Origin of the sequence: Microbulbifer zhoushanensis (genome assembly GCF_021729055.1) — a bacterium.
Classification (GTDB): Bacteria; Pseudomonadota; Gammaproteobacteria; order Pseudomonadales; family Cellvibrionaceae; genus Microbulbifer; species Microbulbifer zhoushanensis.
The window spans coordinates 186420-201626 of the sequence record NZ_JAJSAO010000005.1 but is presented as its reverse complement, the minus strand read 5'-3'; the positions used below and the strand labels follow the sequence as shown (position 1 = coordinate 201626).

The 15207-nt window shown below is 60.0% G+C and carries 13 protein-coding genes and 1 pseudogene; 10 read left to right on the top strand and 4 right to left on the bottom strand.

Annotation, left to right across the window (positions count from 1 at the left end; translation table 11 throughout):
* Positions 1-86: 86 nt before the first annotated feature.
* From rimK to LVD10_RS11665, 3 genes and pseudogenes are all read left to right on the top strand, one after another.
* Positions 87-1010: pseudogene (gene rimK, locus LVD10_RS11675) on the top strand (30S ribosomal protein S6--L-glutamate ligase); the annotation flags it as partial.
* The gene (locus LVD10_RS11670; protein ID WP_255701186.1) at positions 993-1304 is read left to right on the top strand and encodes a cation:proton antiporter regulatory subunit; all 312 of its coding nucleotides are present in this window, start codon (positions 993-995) and stop codon (positions 1302-1304) included. The pseudogene rimK and the gene LVD10_RS11670, both read left to right, overlap by 18 nt.
* Before the next feature lie 111 nt (positions 1305-1415).
* Positions 1416-2744, top strand: coding sequence for a mechanosensitive ion channel family protein (locus LVD10_RS11665; RefSeq protein ID WP_232941704.1), 1329 nt, complete (start codon positions 1416-1418; stop codon positions 2742-2744).
* Positions 2745-2818: 74 nt separating this feature from the next.
* On the opposite strand, the gene LVD10_RS11660 is transcribed toward LVD10_RS11665, so the two are convergent.
* Positions 2819-3433: a glutathione S-transferase family protein gene (locus LVD10_RS11660; protein WP_237063736.1), complete on the bottom strand. Its 615-nt coding sequence runs from the start codon at positions 3431-3433 to the stop codon at positions 2819-2821.
* A gap of 97 nt (positions 3434-3530) precedes the next feature.
* Between LVD10_RS11660 and LVD10_RS11655 the strand changes: the two genes are divergently transcribed.
* Positions 3531-4862 (top strand): metal-dependent hydrolase family protein, encoded by a 1332-nt coding sequence (locus LVD10_RS11655; protein ID WP_232941706.1) that lies wholly within the window; start codon positions 3531-3533, stop codon positions 4860-4862.
* 99 nt (positions 4863-4961) lie between these two features.
* Here LVD10_RS11655 and LVD10_RS11650 read toward each other — a convergent pair whose 3' ends face one another.
* Positions 4962-5687, bottom strand: a complete 726-nt coding sequence (locus tag LVD10_RS11650) for an SIMPL domain-containing protein (RefSeq protein ID WP_232941707.1) — start codon at positions 5685-5687, stop codon at positions 4962-4964.
* Between the two features lie 62 nt (positions 5688-5749).
* A complete protein-coding gene (locus LVD10_RS11645; protein ID WP_232941708.1) occupies positions 5750-6925 on the bottom strand; it encodes an aminotransferase class V-fold PLP-dependent enzyme in 1176 nt (391 codons plus the stop codon).
* 297 nt (positions 6926-7222) lie between these two features.
* Here LVD10_RS11645 and LVD10_RS11640 point away from each other — a divergent pair, with 297 nt between their 5' ends.
* From LVD10_RS11640 to LVD10_RS11620, 5 genes are all read left to right on the top strand, one after another.
* Complete coding sequence (locus LVD10_RS11640; RefSeq protein ID WP_232941709.1) at positions 7223-7663, top strand: VOC family protein; 441 nt, start codon at positions 7223-7225, stop codon at positions 7661-7663.
* A 335-nt stretch (positions 7664-7998) separates the two neighbouring features.
* Complete coding sequence (locus tag LVD10_RS11635; RefSeq protein WP_237063734.1) at positions 7999-9105, top strand: hypothetical protein; 1107 nt, start codon at positions 7999-8001, stop codon at positions 9103-9105.
* On the top strand, positions 9102-9773 hold the full coding sequence (locus LVD10_RS11630; RefSeq protein ID WP_237063733.1) for a GntR family transcriptional regulator: 672 nt from the start codon (positions 9102-9104) through the stop codon (positions 9771-9773). The genes LVD10_RS11635 and LVD10_RS11630 overlap by 4 nt, the downstream gene beginning before the upstream one ends.
* A gap of 6 nt (positions 9774-9779) precedes the next feature.
* Entirely contained in the window at positions 9780-10088 is a 309-nt protein-coding gene (locus LVD10_RS11625) for a DUF6122 family protein (RefSeq protein ID WP_232941712.1), read from the top strand.
* A gap of 251 nt (positions 10089-10339) precedes the next feature.
* Entirely contained in the window at positions 10340-11734 is a 1395-nt protein-coding gene (locus LVD10_RS11620) for a Type 1 glutamine amidotransferase-like domain-containing protein (protein WP_237063732.1), read from the top strand.
* Here the strand turns inward: LVD10_RS11620 and LVD10_RS11615 are convergent.
* Complete coding sequence (locus LVD10_RS11615; protein WP_237063731.1) at positions 11715-12029, bottom strand: hypothetical protein; 315 nt, start codon at positions 12027-12029, stop codon at positions 11715-11717. The genes LVD10_RS11620 and LVD10_RS11615 overlap by 20 nt on opposite strands.
* A 321-nt stretch (positions 12030-12350) precedes the next feature.
* Here LVD10_RS11615 and LVD10_RS11610 point away from each other — a divergent pair, with 321 nt between their 5' ends.
* On the top strand, positions 12351-15152 hold the full coding sequence (locus LVD10_RS11610) for a TonB-dependent receptor plug domain-containing protein (protein WP_237063730.1): 2802 nt from the start codon (positions 12351-12353) through the stop codon (positions 15150-15152).
* Positions 15153-15207 lie beyond the last annotated feature (55 nt).

Sequence of the window (15207 nt, the reverse complement as noted above, 5' to 3'; positions counted from 1 at the left end):
CCCGCCGCATCTGAACAGGGCACTCGCCCCATTTCGTCCAGAGCCGCCGGGTGACTCCGCCGGAAATACAATAAAAGGTAATCACCATGAAACTCGCGATCCTGTCCCGCTCTCCCAAGTGCTACAGCTCCATGCGCCTGCAGGAAGCGGCGCAGAAGCGTGGGCATGAGGTGGAGGTGCTGGATACCATCAAGTTTGCCATCGACCTGCAGCGCGGGGCCCCGGACCTCTATTACCGGCAGAAACAGATCGGGGACTTCGACGCGGTACTACCGCGCATCGGCGCCTCGATCACCTACTACGGTACAGCGGTAGTGCGGCAGTTCCAGGAAATGGATGTTTTCTGTGCCAATACCGCCCATGGTATCAACAATTCCCGTGACAAGCTCCGCAGCCTGCAGCTGCTCAGCCGCCACCATGTGGGCATTCCCCGCACGACCTTCGTGCACCACAAGAAAGATGTGCTGCCCGCGATCGAGCGCGTGGGCGGGGCGCCGGTGGTGATCAAGCTGATCGAGGGCACCCAGGGGATCGGCGTGCTGCTGGCCGAGACGGTCAAGCAGGCAGAGGCCATTATCGAACTGTTGCAGGCCCAGAAACAGAATGTGCTGATCCAGAAATTTGTCGCCGAGAGCAAGGGCCGGGATATCCGCGCCTTCGTGGTAGGCGATCGTGTGGTCGCCGCCATGCGCCGGGTCGCGCAGGGACAGGAGTTCCGCAGTAACGTGCATCGCGGTGGCGTTGCCGAACCGGTCGAATTGCCGGACGAATACATGGAAACCGCGGTGCGGGCCACCCAGATCATGGGGTTGCAGGTTGCGGGTGTCGACATGCTCGAGGGCAAGAACGGGCCGCAGATCATGGAGGTGAACTCCTCGCCGGGGCTGGAGGGTATCGAGACCTGTACCGGGCTCGATGTGGCCGGCGCGGTGATTGAATATATTGCCGCGCAGGTGGACTTCCCGGAAATCGATGTGCGACAGCGCCTGACAGTGAGTAAGGGCTACGGTGTCACTGAAATCTATATTCCGGAAGGTTCCAGGTTTGTGGGCAAGACCATTCGCGATACCCAGCTCTATGAGCACGATATCAATGTGCTCACTCTATACCGGGGCGCCAAGGTAATACCGAATCCCAAGCCCGAACGGGAGCTGGAGGCGGGTGACAAGTTACTTTGCTTTGGTAAGCTGGAAGCCATGCGGGGCATGGTGCCGGCCAAGACCCGTCGACGCCGGCGGCCGGACATTTCTGACTTGCCTTCCGACCTGGCCATCGCGGGAGAGGTGTCAGACCTGGAGTTGTGACAGTCACTCGACTGCCGGCACGGGCAATAAAAAACCGAGACAGCGCAGCACTGTATTCCGGGTGGTGGGGCTTTCTGCCCCGGTGTGCCGCCCGACTTGTGGGAAAAATGCGTGGAAACACAAGAGCTGCTTGAAGAGTTAAAACAGAATGCCAGCCAGGCACTGACCTCCACTGACCGGATGGAAATCCTGGGGCAGCTGGGCGTCATACTGGCAATCTACGCGCTCGCCTACGTAATTGCCCACCGCCTGGTCAAGCTGGTCCCGTGGTTCAGGCGTCCTCCCGAGCGGCCGGAGCAGTCACCAATCCAGCTGCTCGTCTATCGTTGTGGCAGGTTGCTGTTCCCCCTGCTGGCCCTTGTGTTCCTGCGTATCGACCTGGCATTTATCCCGCAGGTCCTGGGGGAAAGCTGGGTTGTGCAGGCAGCTTTTGCCATCGCAATTATCCTGCTGTTCAATGATTTTGTGAAACTGGTGATCACCCGGGCGTCGGTTGCCACCGTATTCCGCTGGGTGGGAATGCCGATCCTGTTCCTGTATGTGATTGGCGCACTGGATGACATCGTCCGGGTGCTGGATTCCATGGCGGTAGAACTCGGCAATATCCGTATCTCCGCTTACGGGATCACCCGGGCCGTGATCTTTGGCTCACTGCTTTTCTGGCTGGGCCGCGTGTCCAATTCCACCGGGCAGACCATCATCCGCAACCAGCAGGCCCTGGATTACCGCACCCGGGAAGTCGCGGCCAAGCTGTTCGAGATCGCGCTGTTCACGCTGGTCTTTATCCTGATTCTCAACCTGATGGGGATCAACCTGACCGCACTGGCAGTGTTTGGCGGGGCCGTGGGCGTGGGTATTGGTTTCGGCCTGCAGAGCACTGCCTCCAATTTTATCTCGGGGCTGATCATTATCCTGGATCGCTCGATCACCCTTGGCGACTACGTTGCGCTGGACGAGGAGCGCCGCGGAACCGTGACCAAGCTGAGCATGCGGGCGGTCACCCTGGAAACCTTTGATGGCAAGGATATCGTTGTACCCAATGAGAAGTTCGTTTCTGAATCGTTCGTCAACTGGACACAAAAAAACCGGAAACAGCGCTACCGGGTAGACTTTTCCGTCAGCTACAGCACCAATGTGCGTGAAATGGTGGAAATCGTAAAAGATGCGGTAGCGCGGCATCCACAGGTCCTGAGCGGCGATGACCTGCCCATCGAGGAGCGGCCCGACTGTGAGATCGACAGCTTCGGTGACAACGGCGTTAACATGTTTGTGGAATTCTGGATGGAGGGGGTCGACGATGGCCGCAATCGTGTTGGCGGTGACCTGCTGCTGATTATCTTCGAGACGTTACAACAGCACGGAATCGAGATTCCGTTCCCGCAACGGGATGTACGCGTCCTCAGTACCCCGGAGAAAAAGACCCTGGATCCCTTTACCTAGTTTCCGGGCAATTCGCCAGCGAACGGGAGAGCCGGCTGTTACGGTGCTGCGCCGGTCTCCCGCAAGCGGGGTCGTCAGGCCCGGGCGCTGGGTCGCTCGCTCAATTCATCCCGCCAGCGTTTCAGGTGCGGGTGCTCTTCCGCCGACGGGCGCAGGTTGACCACCTTGCCGAAATCCAGCGCGCACAGCATGCTGATATCTGCCACCGAGAAATAGTCCCCGGCCAGATAGCGGTTATCTGCCAGGTGGCGATCCAGCTGGCCAAAAAAAGCCCGGGCCTTACCGGCGCAATCTTCACCGTAGTCCGGGAAGGTGTTCATGCGGTCGGAAAAGAAGCCGGTGGTGTGCTGGAATGCCATGCCCACATTGAACATCAGGTTGAACTCCGCTCGCCGGACCCACATTTCCACCACAGCCTTTTCCTGTGCGTCCCGGCCGAACAGCGGGTTCTCCGGGTATTGCTCTTCAAAATAGCGCTTGATCGCCACTGATTCGGCGATGCTGGTGCCATCCTCCAGCTCCATCACCGGCACCTTGCCGTTGAAGTCCCTGCGCCGGTAATCGTCGCTGAGATTTTCGCCGCGGGCGATATCCACCGGCACGAAAGCCACATCTTCGATACCTTTCTCGGCCAGGAACATGCGTACCCGGCGACAATTGGGGGCCTGGGAATACTCATAGATCTTCATGGGGCATTTCTCTCCACTTGGCGAATAGGGTAGATTGTGGGGTTACACAGTCACTCGACACAACAACAAGACTAAGCCAGTCATAAAAGGTGTAACAATGACCACTTTGACCAATCGGGGAGTCTTCCGTATTCGCGCGGCCGCCCTGGCCGCGGCGCTGCTGGCGTTGGCGGGCGCTTCCCAGGCCATGGCAGAATCGCTGGCGATCTACGCCGGCCAGATGTTCGACAGCGAATCCGGTGAAATGCTTGAGAACCGCACCATCCATGTTGTCGACGGCCGCATAGAATCCGTCCAGAAGGGCTTTGCCAAGCGCGACCGCGAACAGCTGGTGGACCTGCGGGGCTACACCGTGTTGCCGGGGCTGATGGATATGCACACGCACCTGGTGACGGAGTTTGGCCCTCGCACCTATGTCGAGCGGTTTACCTGGAATCCGGCTGATTATGCCCTGCGGGGTGTGGATACCGCCCGTCGCACGCTAATGGCTGGCTTTACCACCGTCCGCGACCTGGGGGATACCGACAATGTCACCGTGAGCCTGCGCAAGGCCATCGACCAGGGCACCATCGACGGTCCCCGTATCTTCACTGCCGGCAAGTCCATTGCCACCACCGGCGGCCACGCGGATCCCACCAACGGGTACCGTATGGCGCTGATGGGGCAGCCGGGGCCTGTTGATGGCGTGGTCAATGGTGTGGCGAGCGCGCGCGAGGCGGTCCGCCAGCGCTACAAGGACGGCGCCGACCTGATCAAGATTACCGCGACCGGCGGCGTGCTCAGTGTCGCCAAGAGCGGCCAGAACCCCCAGTTTATGAAGGATGAGCTGGAGGCCATCGTCGCCACTGCGAAGGACTATGGCTTTACCGTGGCGGTCCATGCGCACGGCAAGGAGGGTATGCAGCGGGCGATTCGCGCCGGTGTGGACTCGATCGAGCACGGCACTTATATGGATGGCGAGACCATCGAGCTGATGAAGCGAAACAACACCTGGTATGTCCCCACGTTGCTGGCGGGAGCCTGGGTCACAGAGAAGTCGCGGGTGGAGGGTTTCTTCCCCGAGATCGTCCGCACCAAGGCGGCGACTATCGGCCCGCTGATCAAGGAGACCTTTGCCGAGGCCTATCGCCGCGGGGTCAAGATCGCTTTCGGCACCGACAGTGGCGTCAGCCGCCATGGTGACAATGCGCAGGAGTTTGCGTTGATGGTTGCCGCGGGCATGAATCCCGCCGACGCCCTGCGCAGTGCAACCTGGAATGCCGCCGGGCTGCTGCAGGTGCAGGACCAGCTGGGCAGTATCAGTGCCGGCAAGCATGCGGATATCATCGCCGTCGCCGGTAACCCGCTGGAGGACATCACCCAGCTGCAACGGGTCCGGTTTATCATGAAAGGTGGCAAGATCTACCGGCAGCCGCCTCAGGCCCGTTAAGCAGGGGCCGCTTACGCAGGGAAGGGAAAGGAGGAGCCGGGCAGGCGGGGACACCGGACCGGGTGCGCGCCGCCTGCACGCCACCCGGCCGGCCTGTTGTCAGTCCTTCAGTTCAAATACCAGTTCCAGGTTGACGGACATGGTGGTCTCGCCGGGCGCGACCGGGGTGCGGGCATCGGCCGAGGCCATTTCCGCGCGCATCATCGGGCGCGGTGCGCCGCCATTGCCGCCCTCGGAAATGCTCACGATGCGGGCCACTTTCATTCCCAGTGAGTCTGCGTAGGTTTCCGCGCGTTCCCGGGCCAGGTCCAGGGCCTTGCCGCGGGCCTCGGCCAGCAGGGGCTCGGGCTCGCCAATGGAAAAGTTCGGGCCATAGATATTGTTTGCCCCGGCCTCGGCCATCTTGTCCAGTACTTCCCCCAGTTCATCAATCTCACGTACGGTGATCCGCACGGTATTGCGGGCCATATAGCCGGTGATCTGTCGATTCGGTCCCTCGCTGTTGGGGCGGGAGCTGTAACGCGGTGTCAGGCTGATGCCGCTGGTCTGTACGTCTTTCTTGTCGATGCCGGCTTTTTCGATTGCCTTGATCAGTTTCTCCATCTGTTCGGCGTTGGCCTGCATGGCCTGCTGGCTTTCCTCTGCCTCGGTGACCACACCAGCGGAGATATCGGCCACATCCGGGACCTTGCTGGCCTCACCTGTAGACGAGATGGATACCAGGGTGCCGGTGGGCTTGCCCTCAGTGCCGTTGCCGCAGCCGGCGCCGAAGAGGACAAGGCCCGCAACCAGGCTGCCGGAGATCAACTTCATCATTTTCTGCATGGCGTTTTCCTTAATTCTCCATGAACTCTTGTAATAACGATCAGTTTTGATTGTCTTGCCTGTTAGCTGAATACACGCTGAAACGTTTCGTCTTCTGCATGATAGATGGCAAAACCGAGGCGCAGCAGTTGTTGCCGGCGGTCGCACAGGACACCGCGTGAACCCAGCTCTTCCTGCAGTTTCTCCGCATGCTGTGCGGTGGTGCAGTTGAAGGTGAAAAAATGTCCATGCCCGTTTTCCAGGTCGTGGTGCACCAGCCTGTCGCGATTTAGCAATGGGTGGCCGGCGCTGTCCATGGTGTCCAGGAAGCGCCGCTGGCGGTCCAGCACATAATCATGGATTTTTTCCACCGTGACACCGTCGCGCTCGAACAGCTCCAGGATCGCCAGGGCCTTGTAAAGGGTGGAATAGTCCATGGTCGAGCCGGCGAAACGCAGCCAGTTATCCGCATAGCCAACCCGGTCGGCACGGTTTTCCAGTTCCGCCATATCCGCAAACCAGCCGGTATACAGCGGCCGCAGCGTGCATCCCGCGGGGATACTCATAAAGCAGAGGCCCTCGCCGGCGCCCTGGTACTTGTAGGAACCGGCCGTATAGAAAACCTTGTCGGCGATTGCCCCCAGGTCTGTGGGCCGGGCGAAGTAGCCGTGATAGCCGTCGATAACGAACTCGGTACGCTCCGGCTTGCGCCCGGCGATGCCGTCCAGGTCGGGGAAGGCCACGCCGGAGTCGAAAAACACCTGGCTGGCGTAGGCCAGGTCATAGTGGCCGCGGTGCAGTTCCTGCTCGAAGCGTTCGGCCAGGGTGTCATAGGGCTCCTTGTGGATGCGGGTCACCTCGACACTGGACTCCTCCTCCAGGCGCTGCAGCTGGCGGGTAAAGCTGTAAAACTCGCCATCGGTGGTCAGGATGCGCAGGGGGCGGGAGAGGTCGAAAGCGCTGATCAGGCGGAATACCAGTTCGTGGGTATTGGGCGCCATGGCGATCCGGTCCGGGCTGGGCAGGTTGAGCACGCGGGCAACCGCCGCCTGCCAGGCGGGAATCTTCTGTTCAAAAATTGGTCCCCACTTGCTGTCCGCGAGGGTGGCGGAATCCGTCCAGTACTGCTGCGCCGCCTCGCAGGTGACGTCTGGCCAGTAATGATGGGAGTGGCAGGCCATATGCAGCGGAGGCTGTGCCCCGCTGGCGGCGCTTTCTGCAGCGCCCTGCAGGAATTGTCGATAATACTTCTGATACATTTGGCTCTGGCGTCCGTAATAAACAACCTTTATTTTACCGCCCGATTGTAGCCGGTTTGGCCTGGCGCAGATATGTGCCGGGCCGGACAGGGCCAGCGACGTAAGCGGTACAGTGACGCTATTGATACGCACAGTTGGCATCGCGGTCGCTGCGGCACTTGCATGTGGTCGATATTTGAACGGCGTGCTCGCCTGCCAGGGGAGCCCCGGCCCGTGTCATGGTCGCCGGGGAAAGCTCCCACAGTGGCCCTGCATGCGTTTACCGGTTCCCAAATATACCGTCAGAGGAGTTACACGATGGAATACCTGCATACCATGGTCCGGGTCGCGGACCTCGAGGAGTCGCTCAAGTTCTACTGTGAGAAGCTGGGCCTGCAGGAGATCAGTCGCGTCGACAACGACAAGGGGCGCTTTACCCTGGTATTCCTTGCCGCCCCGGGCGACGCGGAAAGCGCGCGGGAGAACAAGGCCCCGCTGGTGGAGCTGACCTATAACTGGGATCCGGAAACCTACTCCGGCGGCCGTAATTTTGGCCACCTGGCTTACCGGGTAGATAATATCTACGCCATCTGCCAGCGGCTGATGGACGAGGGCGTCACCATCAACCGGCCGCCCCGGGATGGCCATATGGCGTTTGTACGCTCTCCGGATGGTATCTCGATTGAGTTGCTGCAGAAGGGGGAGTCCCTGGAGCCGGAGGAGCCCTGGGCGTCAATGGAAAACACCGGCACCTGGTAAGAGTGATCGGGAAGCTATTGCGCTTGGCATCTCGGTCGGTGGCAGTGCTCGGAATCCTCATGTGCTTTATGCACACTCCGGTTCCTGCGCGCTGGCACCGACCAACCTGCCGGCGCTCATGACGCTTCCCGCGTCACTCTCCGCCTCGAAGGAGGCAGGTGGGTGACTGCGTCGCCAGCGGGCAGTGCTCGGAATGCTCATGTGCTCGTGTACATTCCGCTTCCTGCGCGCTGGCACAGCGAGCCTGAAGGCGCAGGGGAGCTGCACTTTTAAAGCGCCGACGCAGCGCGTGATTGGGGCCGGAAGATTGGCCCGACCTGAAATTGGATGAATTTGTGAAGAAAAGATCCTGCGTAATACTGGCGGGGGCGGAAGCTGCCCGGCGGGTCCGGGAAGAGGGCCTGCGCCAGGAACAGATTTCGACCCTGGTGGGCGCTTCCGGAGGGCCCAAGTGGCTGGTGATCAGCCAGCTCGACCGGGTACTGATGGGGGATTTTTTCCGCGACCGGCAGCAGCCGATTGCCACGGTGGGTTCCTCGATCGGCAGCTTTCGCAATATGTGTTACGCCATGGAGCGACCGCTGGAGGCCCTGGAGGCACTGGAACATGGCTACATCAACCAGGCTTACGATTCCGGCAAGCCCACCCCGGCAGAGATCACCACGGCCGCCGAGCGGATCCTGCAGGGGGTTCTCGGGGATGAGGGCGCGGCACAGGTAGCGGCCAACCGGACCTGGCAGAGCCATTTTGTTACCGTGCGTGGCCGCGGGCCCCTGGCCAGCGAGCGGCGCGCGGTACTGGCGCCGGCCCTGCTGGCATCGGCCCTGGCCAATGCCTTCTCCCGACGCAGCCTGAGCGCCTTCTGGGACCGGGTTGTGTTCCATGCGGGCGACACCCCGGCGGTGCAGTTTGACAGCCTGCGCACGGTCAATATCACCCTGTCACCGGACAATGTCCGCTCCTCGGTGCTGGCCAGTGGTTCCATCCCTCTGGTAATGGCCGGGGTGCAGAATCCCCGGGGGGCGCCCCTGGGCAACTATCGGGACGGGGGCATCACCGATTATCATTTCGACCTGCGTTTCCGGCACCCGGACGGGTTGGCACTGTATCCGCACTTCTTTCCTTACATGGTGCCTGGCTGGTTTGACAAGAGCCTGAGCTGGCGTTGGGTGCGGGGTGGGGCACTGCAGAATACCCTGTTGCTGGCGCCTTCCCCCGGCTTCGTTGCCAGCCTGCCTTATGGCAAGATCCCTGATCGCAACGATTTCTACCAGTTCACCACGGCTGAGCGGCTCAAGTACTGGAATGCTGTGGTGGATGCCAGCCGGCGTGTGGCCGAGGATTTCTATGAGATGTGGCAGCGGGGTACAATTGTCGATCACATAATTGAAGTTGGGCACGACGATGTCCTGCACAAGCTGGAAAGGGTAAGTGCCGCATGAGTGAACAGCAGGATTTCAGCGCGCCCCAGGAGGAGTACCGCACTACCCAGGAGCGCGTCTACTTCCAGGTGCGCGATGCCATCCTGCGCGGCCGCTTCCTCCCGGGCCATGCCATTACCATCCGCGGCCTGGCCGCAGAGCTGGACTGCAGCCCGATGCCTGTGCGCGAGGCTCTTCGCCGCCTGACTTCAGAGCGCGCGCTGGAGCTCTCGGATACCCGCCGGGTAACCGTGCCCACCATGACCCCGGAAAAACTGGCAGAAATCTGCGCGGCGCGCGTCGCACTGGAATGCCAGGCGGCCGAGCAGGCACTGCCGTATGTGGGGACCGAGGAGCTGGAGCAGTTGCGCAGGCTGGATGGCCGGGTGACCGACGCACTGGCAGAAAAAGACATTGAAGAGTACGTCACGGCCAACCTGGAATTTCACTTTACCCTTTACCGGCTCGGGCGGCCGCATATCATCCTCTCCCTGATCGAGAGCCTCTGGTTGCAGACTGCCCCTCTACAGCACCTGGTGTTCCAGCGCTTTGGTGTCCAGGAGCTGCCCGATCGCCACCAGGACCTGCTGGAGGCCATAGCGTCCAAAGACCCGGAACGGGTGCGCACCGCCATCCGCCAGGATATCGAGGAAGGCCTCGGCTCTCTCTCCGCAGAAGAATTAATCTAGGATTCCATGTACGGTTTTATCCATATTTCCCTCCACGTCGTGGTGCCCATTGCACTGGCCTGGTTCCTGTTCCGTGACGACTGGCTGAAAGCGGCCCTGATCATGCTGGCGGCAAACCTGGTCGACCTGGATCACCTGTTTGTGGAGGCCACATCTGAACCGGTGCAATGTGCCATCAACACCTATCCACTACACACCATGTTCCCGATCTCCTTCTTCGGGGCGTTGCTGTTCCTGCCCTGGAAGCCTGTGCGTATGCTCGGGGTAGGGCTGGTGGCGCATATGCTGATCGATGCGGCGGGTTGCGGTCTATGATATCCGCAGCCCACAATTGAGCTGTTCACCGGGCGGGAATATTCCGCATGCACGGTTTAGGAAAAAGTCAGCTTGAGTGCACCGAAATATTGCGCATCGTTGCTTGCAAATGTTCGCATTGCGCCCGGACTTGACGTTTTTGGCCGTTGCGAAGCGCCTTCACAAATCGCGGATGACAAAGCCGTTACTCTTTGACGACATAACAATAACTGCCCGGCTTTTCGCGGGCACAACACGTCAAGGAGATCACAATGCCCAGCAAGCTCGCGTTGCTCTTTTCAACCCTGTTCCTGAGTCATGGGGCCCTGGCCTGTATCACACAGGAATCCGAATCCAACGATGCCGAGTCCAATGCAGATGGCCCGGTCTGCTCCAGCCAGCAGGTGGCCGGCGAGATCGAGAGCCGGCGCGACCAGGATTGGTATTACTTCAATATTGACGAGGCCGCCACACTCGATATCACCCTGGGTCACGCCAGTGGCGACGACTTTGACTGGTACCTATACGATCCCCAACAGCAGCTCTATGCCGCCGAAACTGCGAACACCCCGGAGAGCGCGTCTGTTTCTGTGGGTGGGGCAGGCATGTACACACTTAAGGTCACCCGGTATAGCGGCACTGGCTCCTACTCCCTTTCCGTTGCCGGAATTCCCTCTTCCGGGGGCAGTGGCGATGGCGGTGATGGTGGCACCGGTGGCTGTAACCTCGGTGCACGGCCGAGCAAGCCCGGGGGGCTTACTACCTACCTGGCCGGTAATCCGGACGATGCCTGCCTGGAGCTGGCTCCCAATGGGGGCGGGCTGCTGGTCATGGGGGGCGGCACTGACGTGGATATGGCGTTTGAGCGACGCGTCAAGCCCATTTCAGGCGGTGGCGATGTGGTGGTCCTGCGTACTTCCGGCGGAGATGGTTACAACGAGTACTTCCTTAACCTGCTCGGGGCCGATTCGGTTGAAACCCTGATGGTCGACCGGTCTCAGCATGCGGACAGCGACTATGTTCTCTGGGCGCTGCAGTCCGCCGAGTTTATCTGGCTGGCCGGTGGTGACCAGTCCGACTACCTCAACCAGTGGCAGGGAACCCCGGTACAGCAGGCGCTGGATGAGGCCCTTGCCCGGGGTGCCGTGCTGGGTGGTACCTCCGCCGGAGCGGCGGTGCAATCCGAGTATATCTACGATCCCGACGGCACTTACGGCGCCTACTCCCCGGAGGCTGTGACCGACCTCTGCCACGAGTACACTAACATCTCGACGGATTTCCTGACCACCGCAATGATGGAGAATGTGCTGGTGGACACCCATTTTGCAGAGCGGGATCGTATGGGGCGCCTGATTGCCTTTATGGCCGGCCTGCCAGTGGGTATCCGTGGCATGGGCGTGGACGAGCAGACCTCGATCTTCTTTACCAGCGATGGTACAGGGGTGGTCGATGGCAGCGGCAATGTCTACGTGCTGGCCGAGGACGGCTCGACCTCCCGCACCCAGGCAGCCTGTGGACTGCCGGTCATCTATGAGAATGTGCTGCGCTACCAGCTCTCCGAGTCCGACCAGTACAACATACTGACTGGGGCGACATCGGTTGCGCCCACCCGGATTGGCATCGACGGCAGCAAGACCAGCTTCTATATCAACCAGCCGTACCAGTAACCGGGGTATCCCCTGGGTTGCGGGGCCGGGGCGGGGAGAAATTCCCGCCCCGGCTTTTTTGTGGGAAATTTTCCCCTGCCCGCATCGATTGAGGGGTGCCTGTTTTGTAATCGATGGCTGCAGAAAATTCTGTTTGCCACGGGTTCCACGCCGGTCTTCCCTGCATGTCAAGAAACGCTTTACAGCATTTTTTCACCGTGATAAAAAATCGGTGAAGTTCGTTGGATAACAACAAGCAAACACCTCCAAAGAAAAGCACTATGAACTCAAGCAACGTGGTATCCATTGCTGCCATCGAGTGCTGCTCCGCCAACTACCACCTCAGCGAGTGGTTTGACGAGTAGCTTCCACGCATCGGCCTGACCGTGCGCTTGACCCTGTTTTGATAGGACAAAGTTGAGCGTGCCGCCGAGCACAGGGAAGCTATAAGTCGGTTCTCTTTTCCCCGCCTTATATCGCCAACAATATCCAGCAGTATCGGTGTGTCTCCGGCATGCTGACCTGTGTGCGCAACCGGGCCGCCGGCGTTTGCCTGTGGGCATTGCTTGCCCTCAAAAAGCACATTGCAAATCCAAGATAAGAAGGGCCCTGGAGCCTGAACACAGAGGGAATCCAAATGAATAAGAGAACCCATCTTTACAAAGCCATTCGCCTGGCCGTCGGTTGTTCTCTGGTCGCCGGCAGCGCATTTGCGCAGGACTTACCGAACCCCGCTGGTGAGGCGGTGGAGGAGATCACCGTCACCGGTAGCCACATCAAGGGGCTCGATACCGAGGGCGCGGTGCAGGTTGTGCAGATCAACCGCGACGATATCGAGGCATCCGGCGCGACCTCCGCAATTGAAATCCTGCAGGAGCTGACGCAGACCGGTGGTGGCTCCGGCACCTTCTCCACAGCAACCGGTGGGCCACTTTCCAGCAACACCCCGGTGGGGGCTGCAGGTGTCTCCCTGCGCGGCCTGGGCAGCTCGGCAACACTGGTACTGGTTAACGGCCGCCGCGTATCTGTCAGTTCCTTCGCCAAGGGGCAGGAATCCTTTGTCGATGTAAACTCCATTCCCCTGTCAGCCATTGAGCGCGTTGAAGTCCTGCCCAGCGGTGCGGCTGCAACATACGGCGCCGATGCGGTTGCCGGCGTGGTTAACTTCGTGCTCCGTGATGATTTTGAAGGCAGTGAAGTCAGCATCACCCACGGTAACTCCACTGCCAGTTCAGATGAGGGCAAGTACAACCTGAACTGGATCTGGGGGCGCACCGGCGAGCGCAGCCACAGCATGGTGGTGGTGGACCTGTTCAAGCGCAATGCGCTCTACGACCGCGACCGGGATATTTCTGCCAACTCTGTTCGCCCCAGCCAGCAGGGGGTTTACCCCAGCTTCAATGATCTGGCCTTTATGCTCTACGACCAGACGCAGACCCCAACAGCCGGTGGCTGTCCGGAAGACCAGTTCAAGTTTGGGCGGCTGGGTGATTATTGTGAATTCAACACCAATGCGGTAGCTGCCACCCGGGATGACTACCAGAGCGGCAGTGTGGTAGCGACGTTTAATTACGACCTGAGTGATAACCTGGAATGGTTCAACAATGTCATGTTCCAGACCAGCGAATCCCGGGGAACCAGCTCCCCGGCCAATTTCAGCTATGCGCCTTTTGATCCCGAGAGCCCCCTGTGGCCTGCGGCCCTGGTCGAGGACATCGTCGAGGAGGGTTCGTTTGAGGGCACCACGGATATCAGTGATTTTTACGGCTACCCGATCTATGCCTGGGGCAAATTCCCCGATCCCCGGGCTGTCGAAGTCGAGAGCCAGTCGGTTCGCCTTTTGACCGGGCTTCGCGGCGAGCTGAATAACTGGGATTGGGAAGTGGCTGCCAATGTTGGCCGCAACGAAAATGAACAGCGTGGTATTTCTGGGCTGTATAACTCCGAGGCCTTCTACAATGCATCGCTGGGCAATCTCTGTGCCGATGGCACGGTGGTCAATCGATGGGATGTTGATCTTGACCCGGTGGATGCGTTTTACGCGGGAGAGACCTGTGAATCGATCGGTAAGACAACAGCCTGGTACAACCCATTCGACGGGCAGGCCGACCAGGTTGATGCGATTGACCAGTTCGTAAGAACTGATGCCAGGCGCAATGGTGTTTCCAACCTCTATGCCATTGACGGTAATATCTCTGGTGACCTCTTTGACCTGCCGGCGGGCACAGTAAAAGTTGCCATTGGTGCAGAAGTGCGTCGCGAAAGTGTGGAGGACACGCCGGCAGCAGATGCGGTTTCGACCACTTTCAACCCCGAGCCGATCCTCGGCTTCAGCTCCACATCAGCCGACGCAGAGCGTGACCAGTGGGCAGTGTACATGGAGCAGGCGATTCCGGTAACACTCGATACTGAAATGCAGCTGGCGCTGCGCTATGACTATTACGATAGCTTTGGCGGCGATTTCAATCCCAAGGTTTCCCTGCGCCATGCCTTCAATGATGCCGTCATCGCCCGGGGTAACTGGTCCACTTCCTTCCGTGCGCCCTCACTGGCCCAGGTCGGTGCAGGTACCCTGCTCAGCAGCTACCGCGTCGACTGTGAAGTGACGCCCGGCGCCTGCGATGGCCTGAATGATGTCGACGGCGAGTCCCTGCTCTCTGAAGAGGTCAGTAACGATAACCTGCAACCAGAAGAGGCCACTACCTGGGGCGCGGGCTTGCTGCTAAAGCCGACGGCCGATACCGAGATCAGCATCGATTACTGGAATATCGAGCATGAAAACCTGATTGGCGTTGAGGAAGATGACTTTATCCTGCGTGCGCTAGCGGGTGAGTTTGACGTGGTCGGTGAGGGTGAGCTGCCTACCGGAAGGCCGGGCCTGGAAGTGGATGCCGGTGGGTTTGTAGTGGATGCCCATTTCCAGCTGACCAACCTGGGCCTGCAGAAAACCAGCGGCGTGGACCTGGCGTTCACCCAGTACCTGGATACCGACAACCTGGGCAGTTTCCGCTTCACCCTGGATACCACATACCTGGCTGAGTTTGACCGTTACCCGTCAGATGCGCTGGGTGAGGTGAGTGAGGCCGGTGAATACCAGTACCCGCGTTGGCTGGCCAATGCCAAGGTGCGCTGGACCTATGAGCAGTGGTCGGCCTCCCTGGGTGCGCGTTACACCCACAGCTATGCGGACGACCCGACCCTGCGTGTCCTGGACGCTGTTGGCCTGCCGGAGACCGCTGAGGTTGAGGTAGACGCCTGGGAAGTTCTCGATATGAACATCAGCCGAGACTTCGACAATGGCAGCTGGCTGAGCCTGCGGGTCGATAACCTCCTGGACGAGGAGCCGCCCCTGGTTCTGGGCACTGGTGCCAATGTGGATCACGTCAACCACAGTTCCATGGGCCGCTTCGTCACCCTGAGCTACGGCCACGCGTTTTAATCGAGCCGGATACCACCGCCCCCACAGGGGTGCGGTGGCTGTTAACCAGTATAAA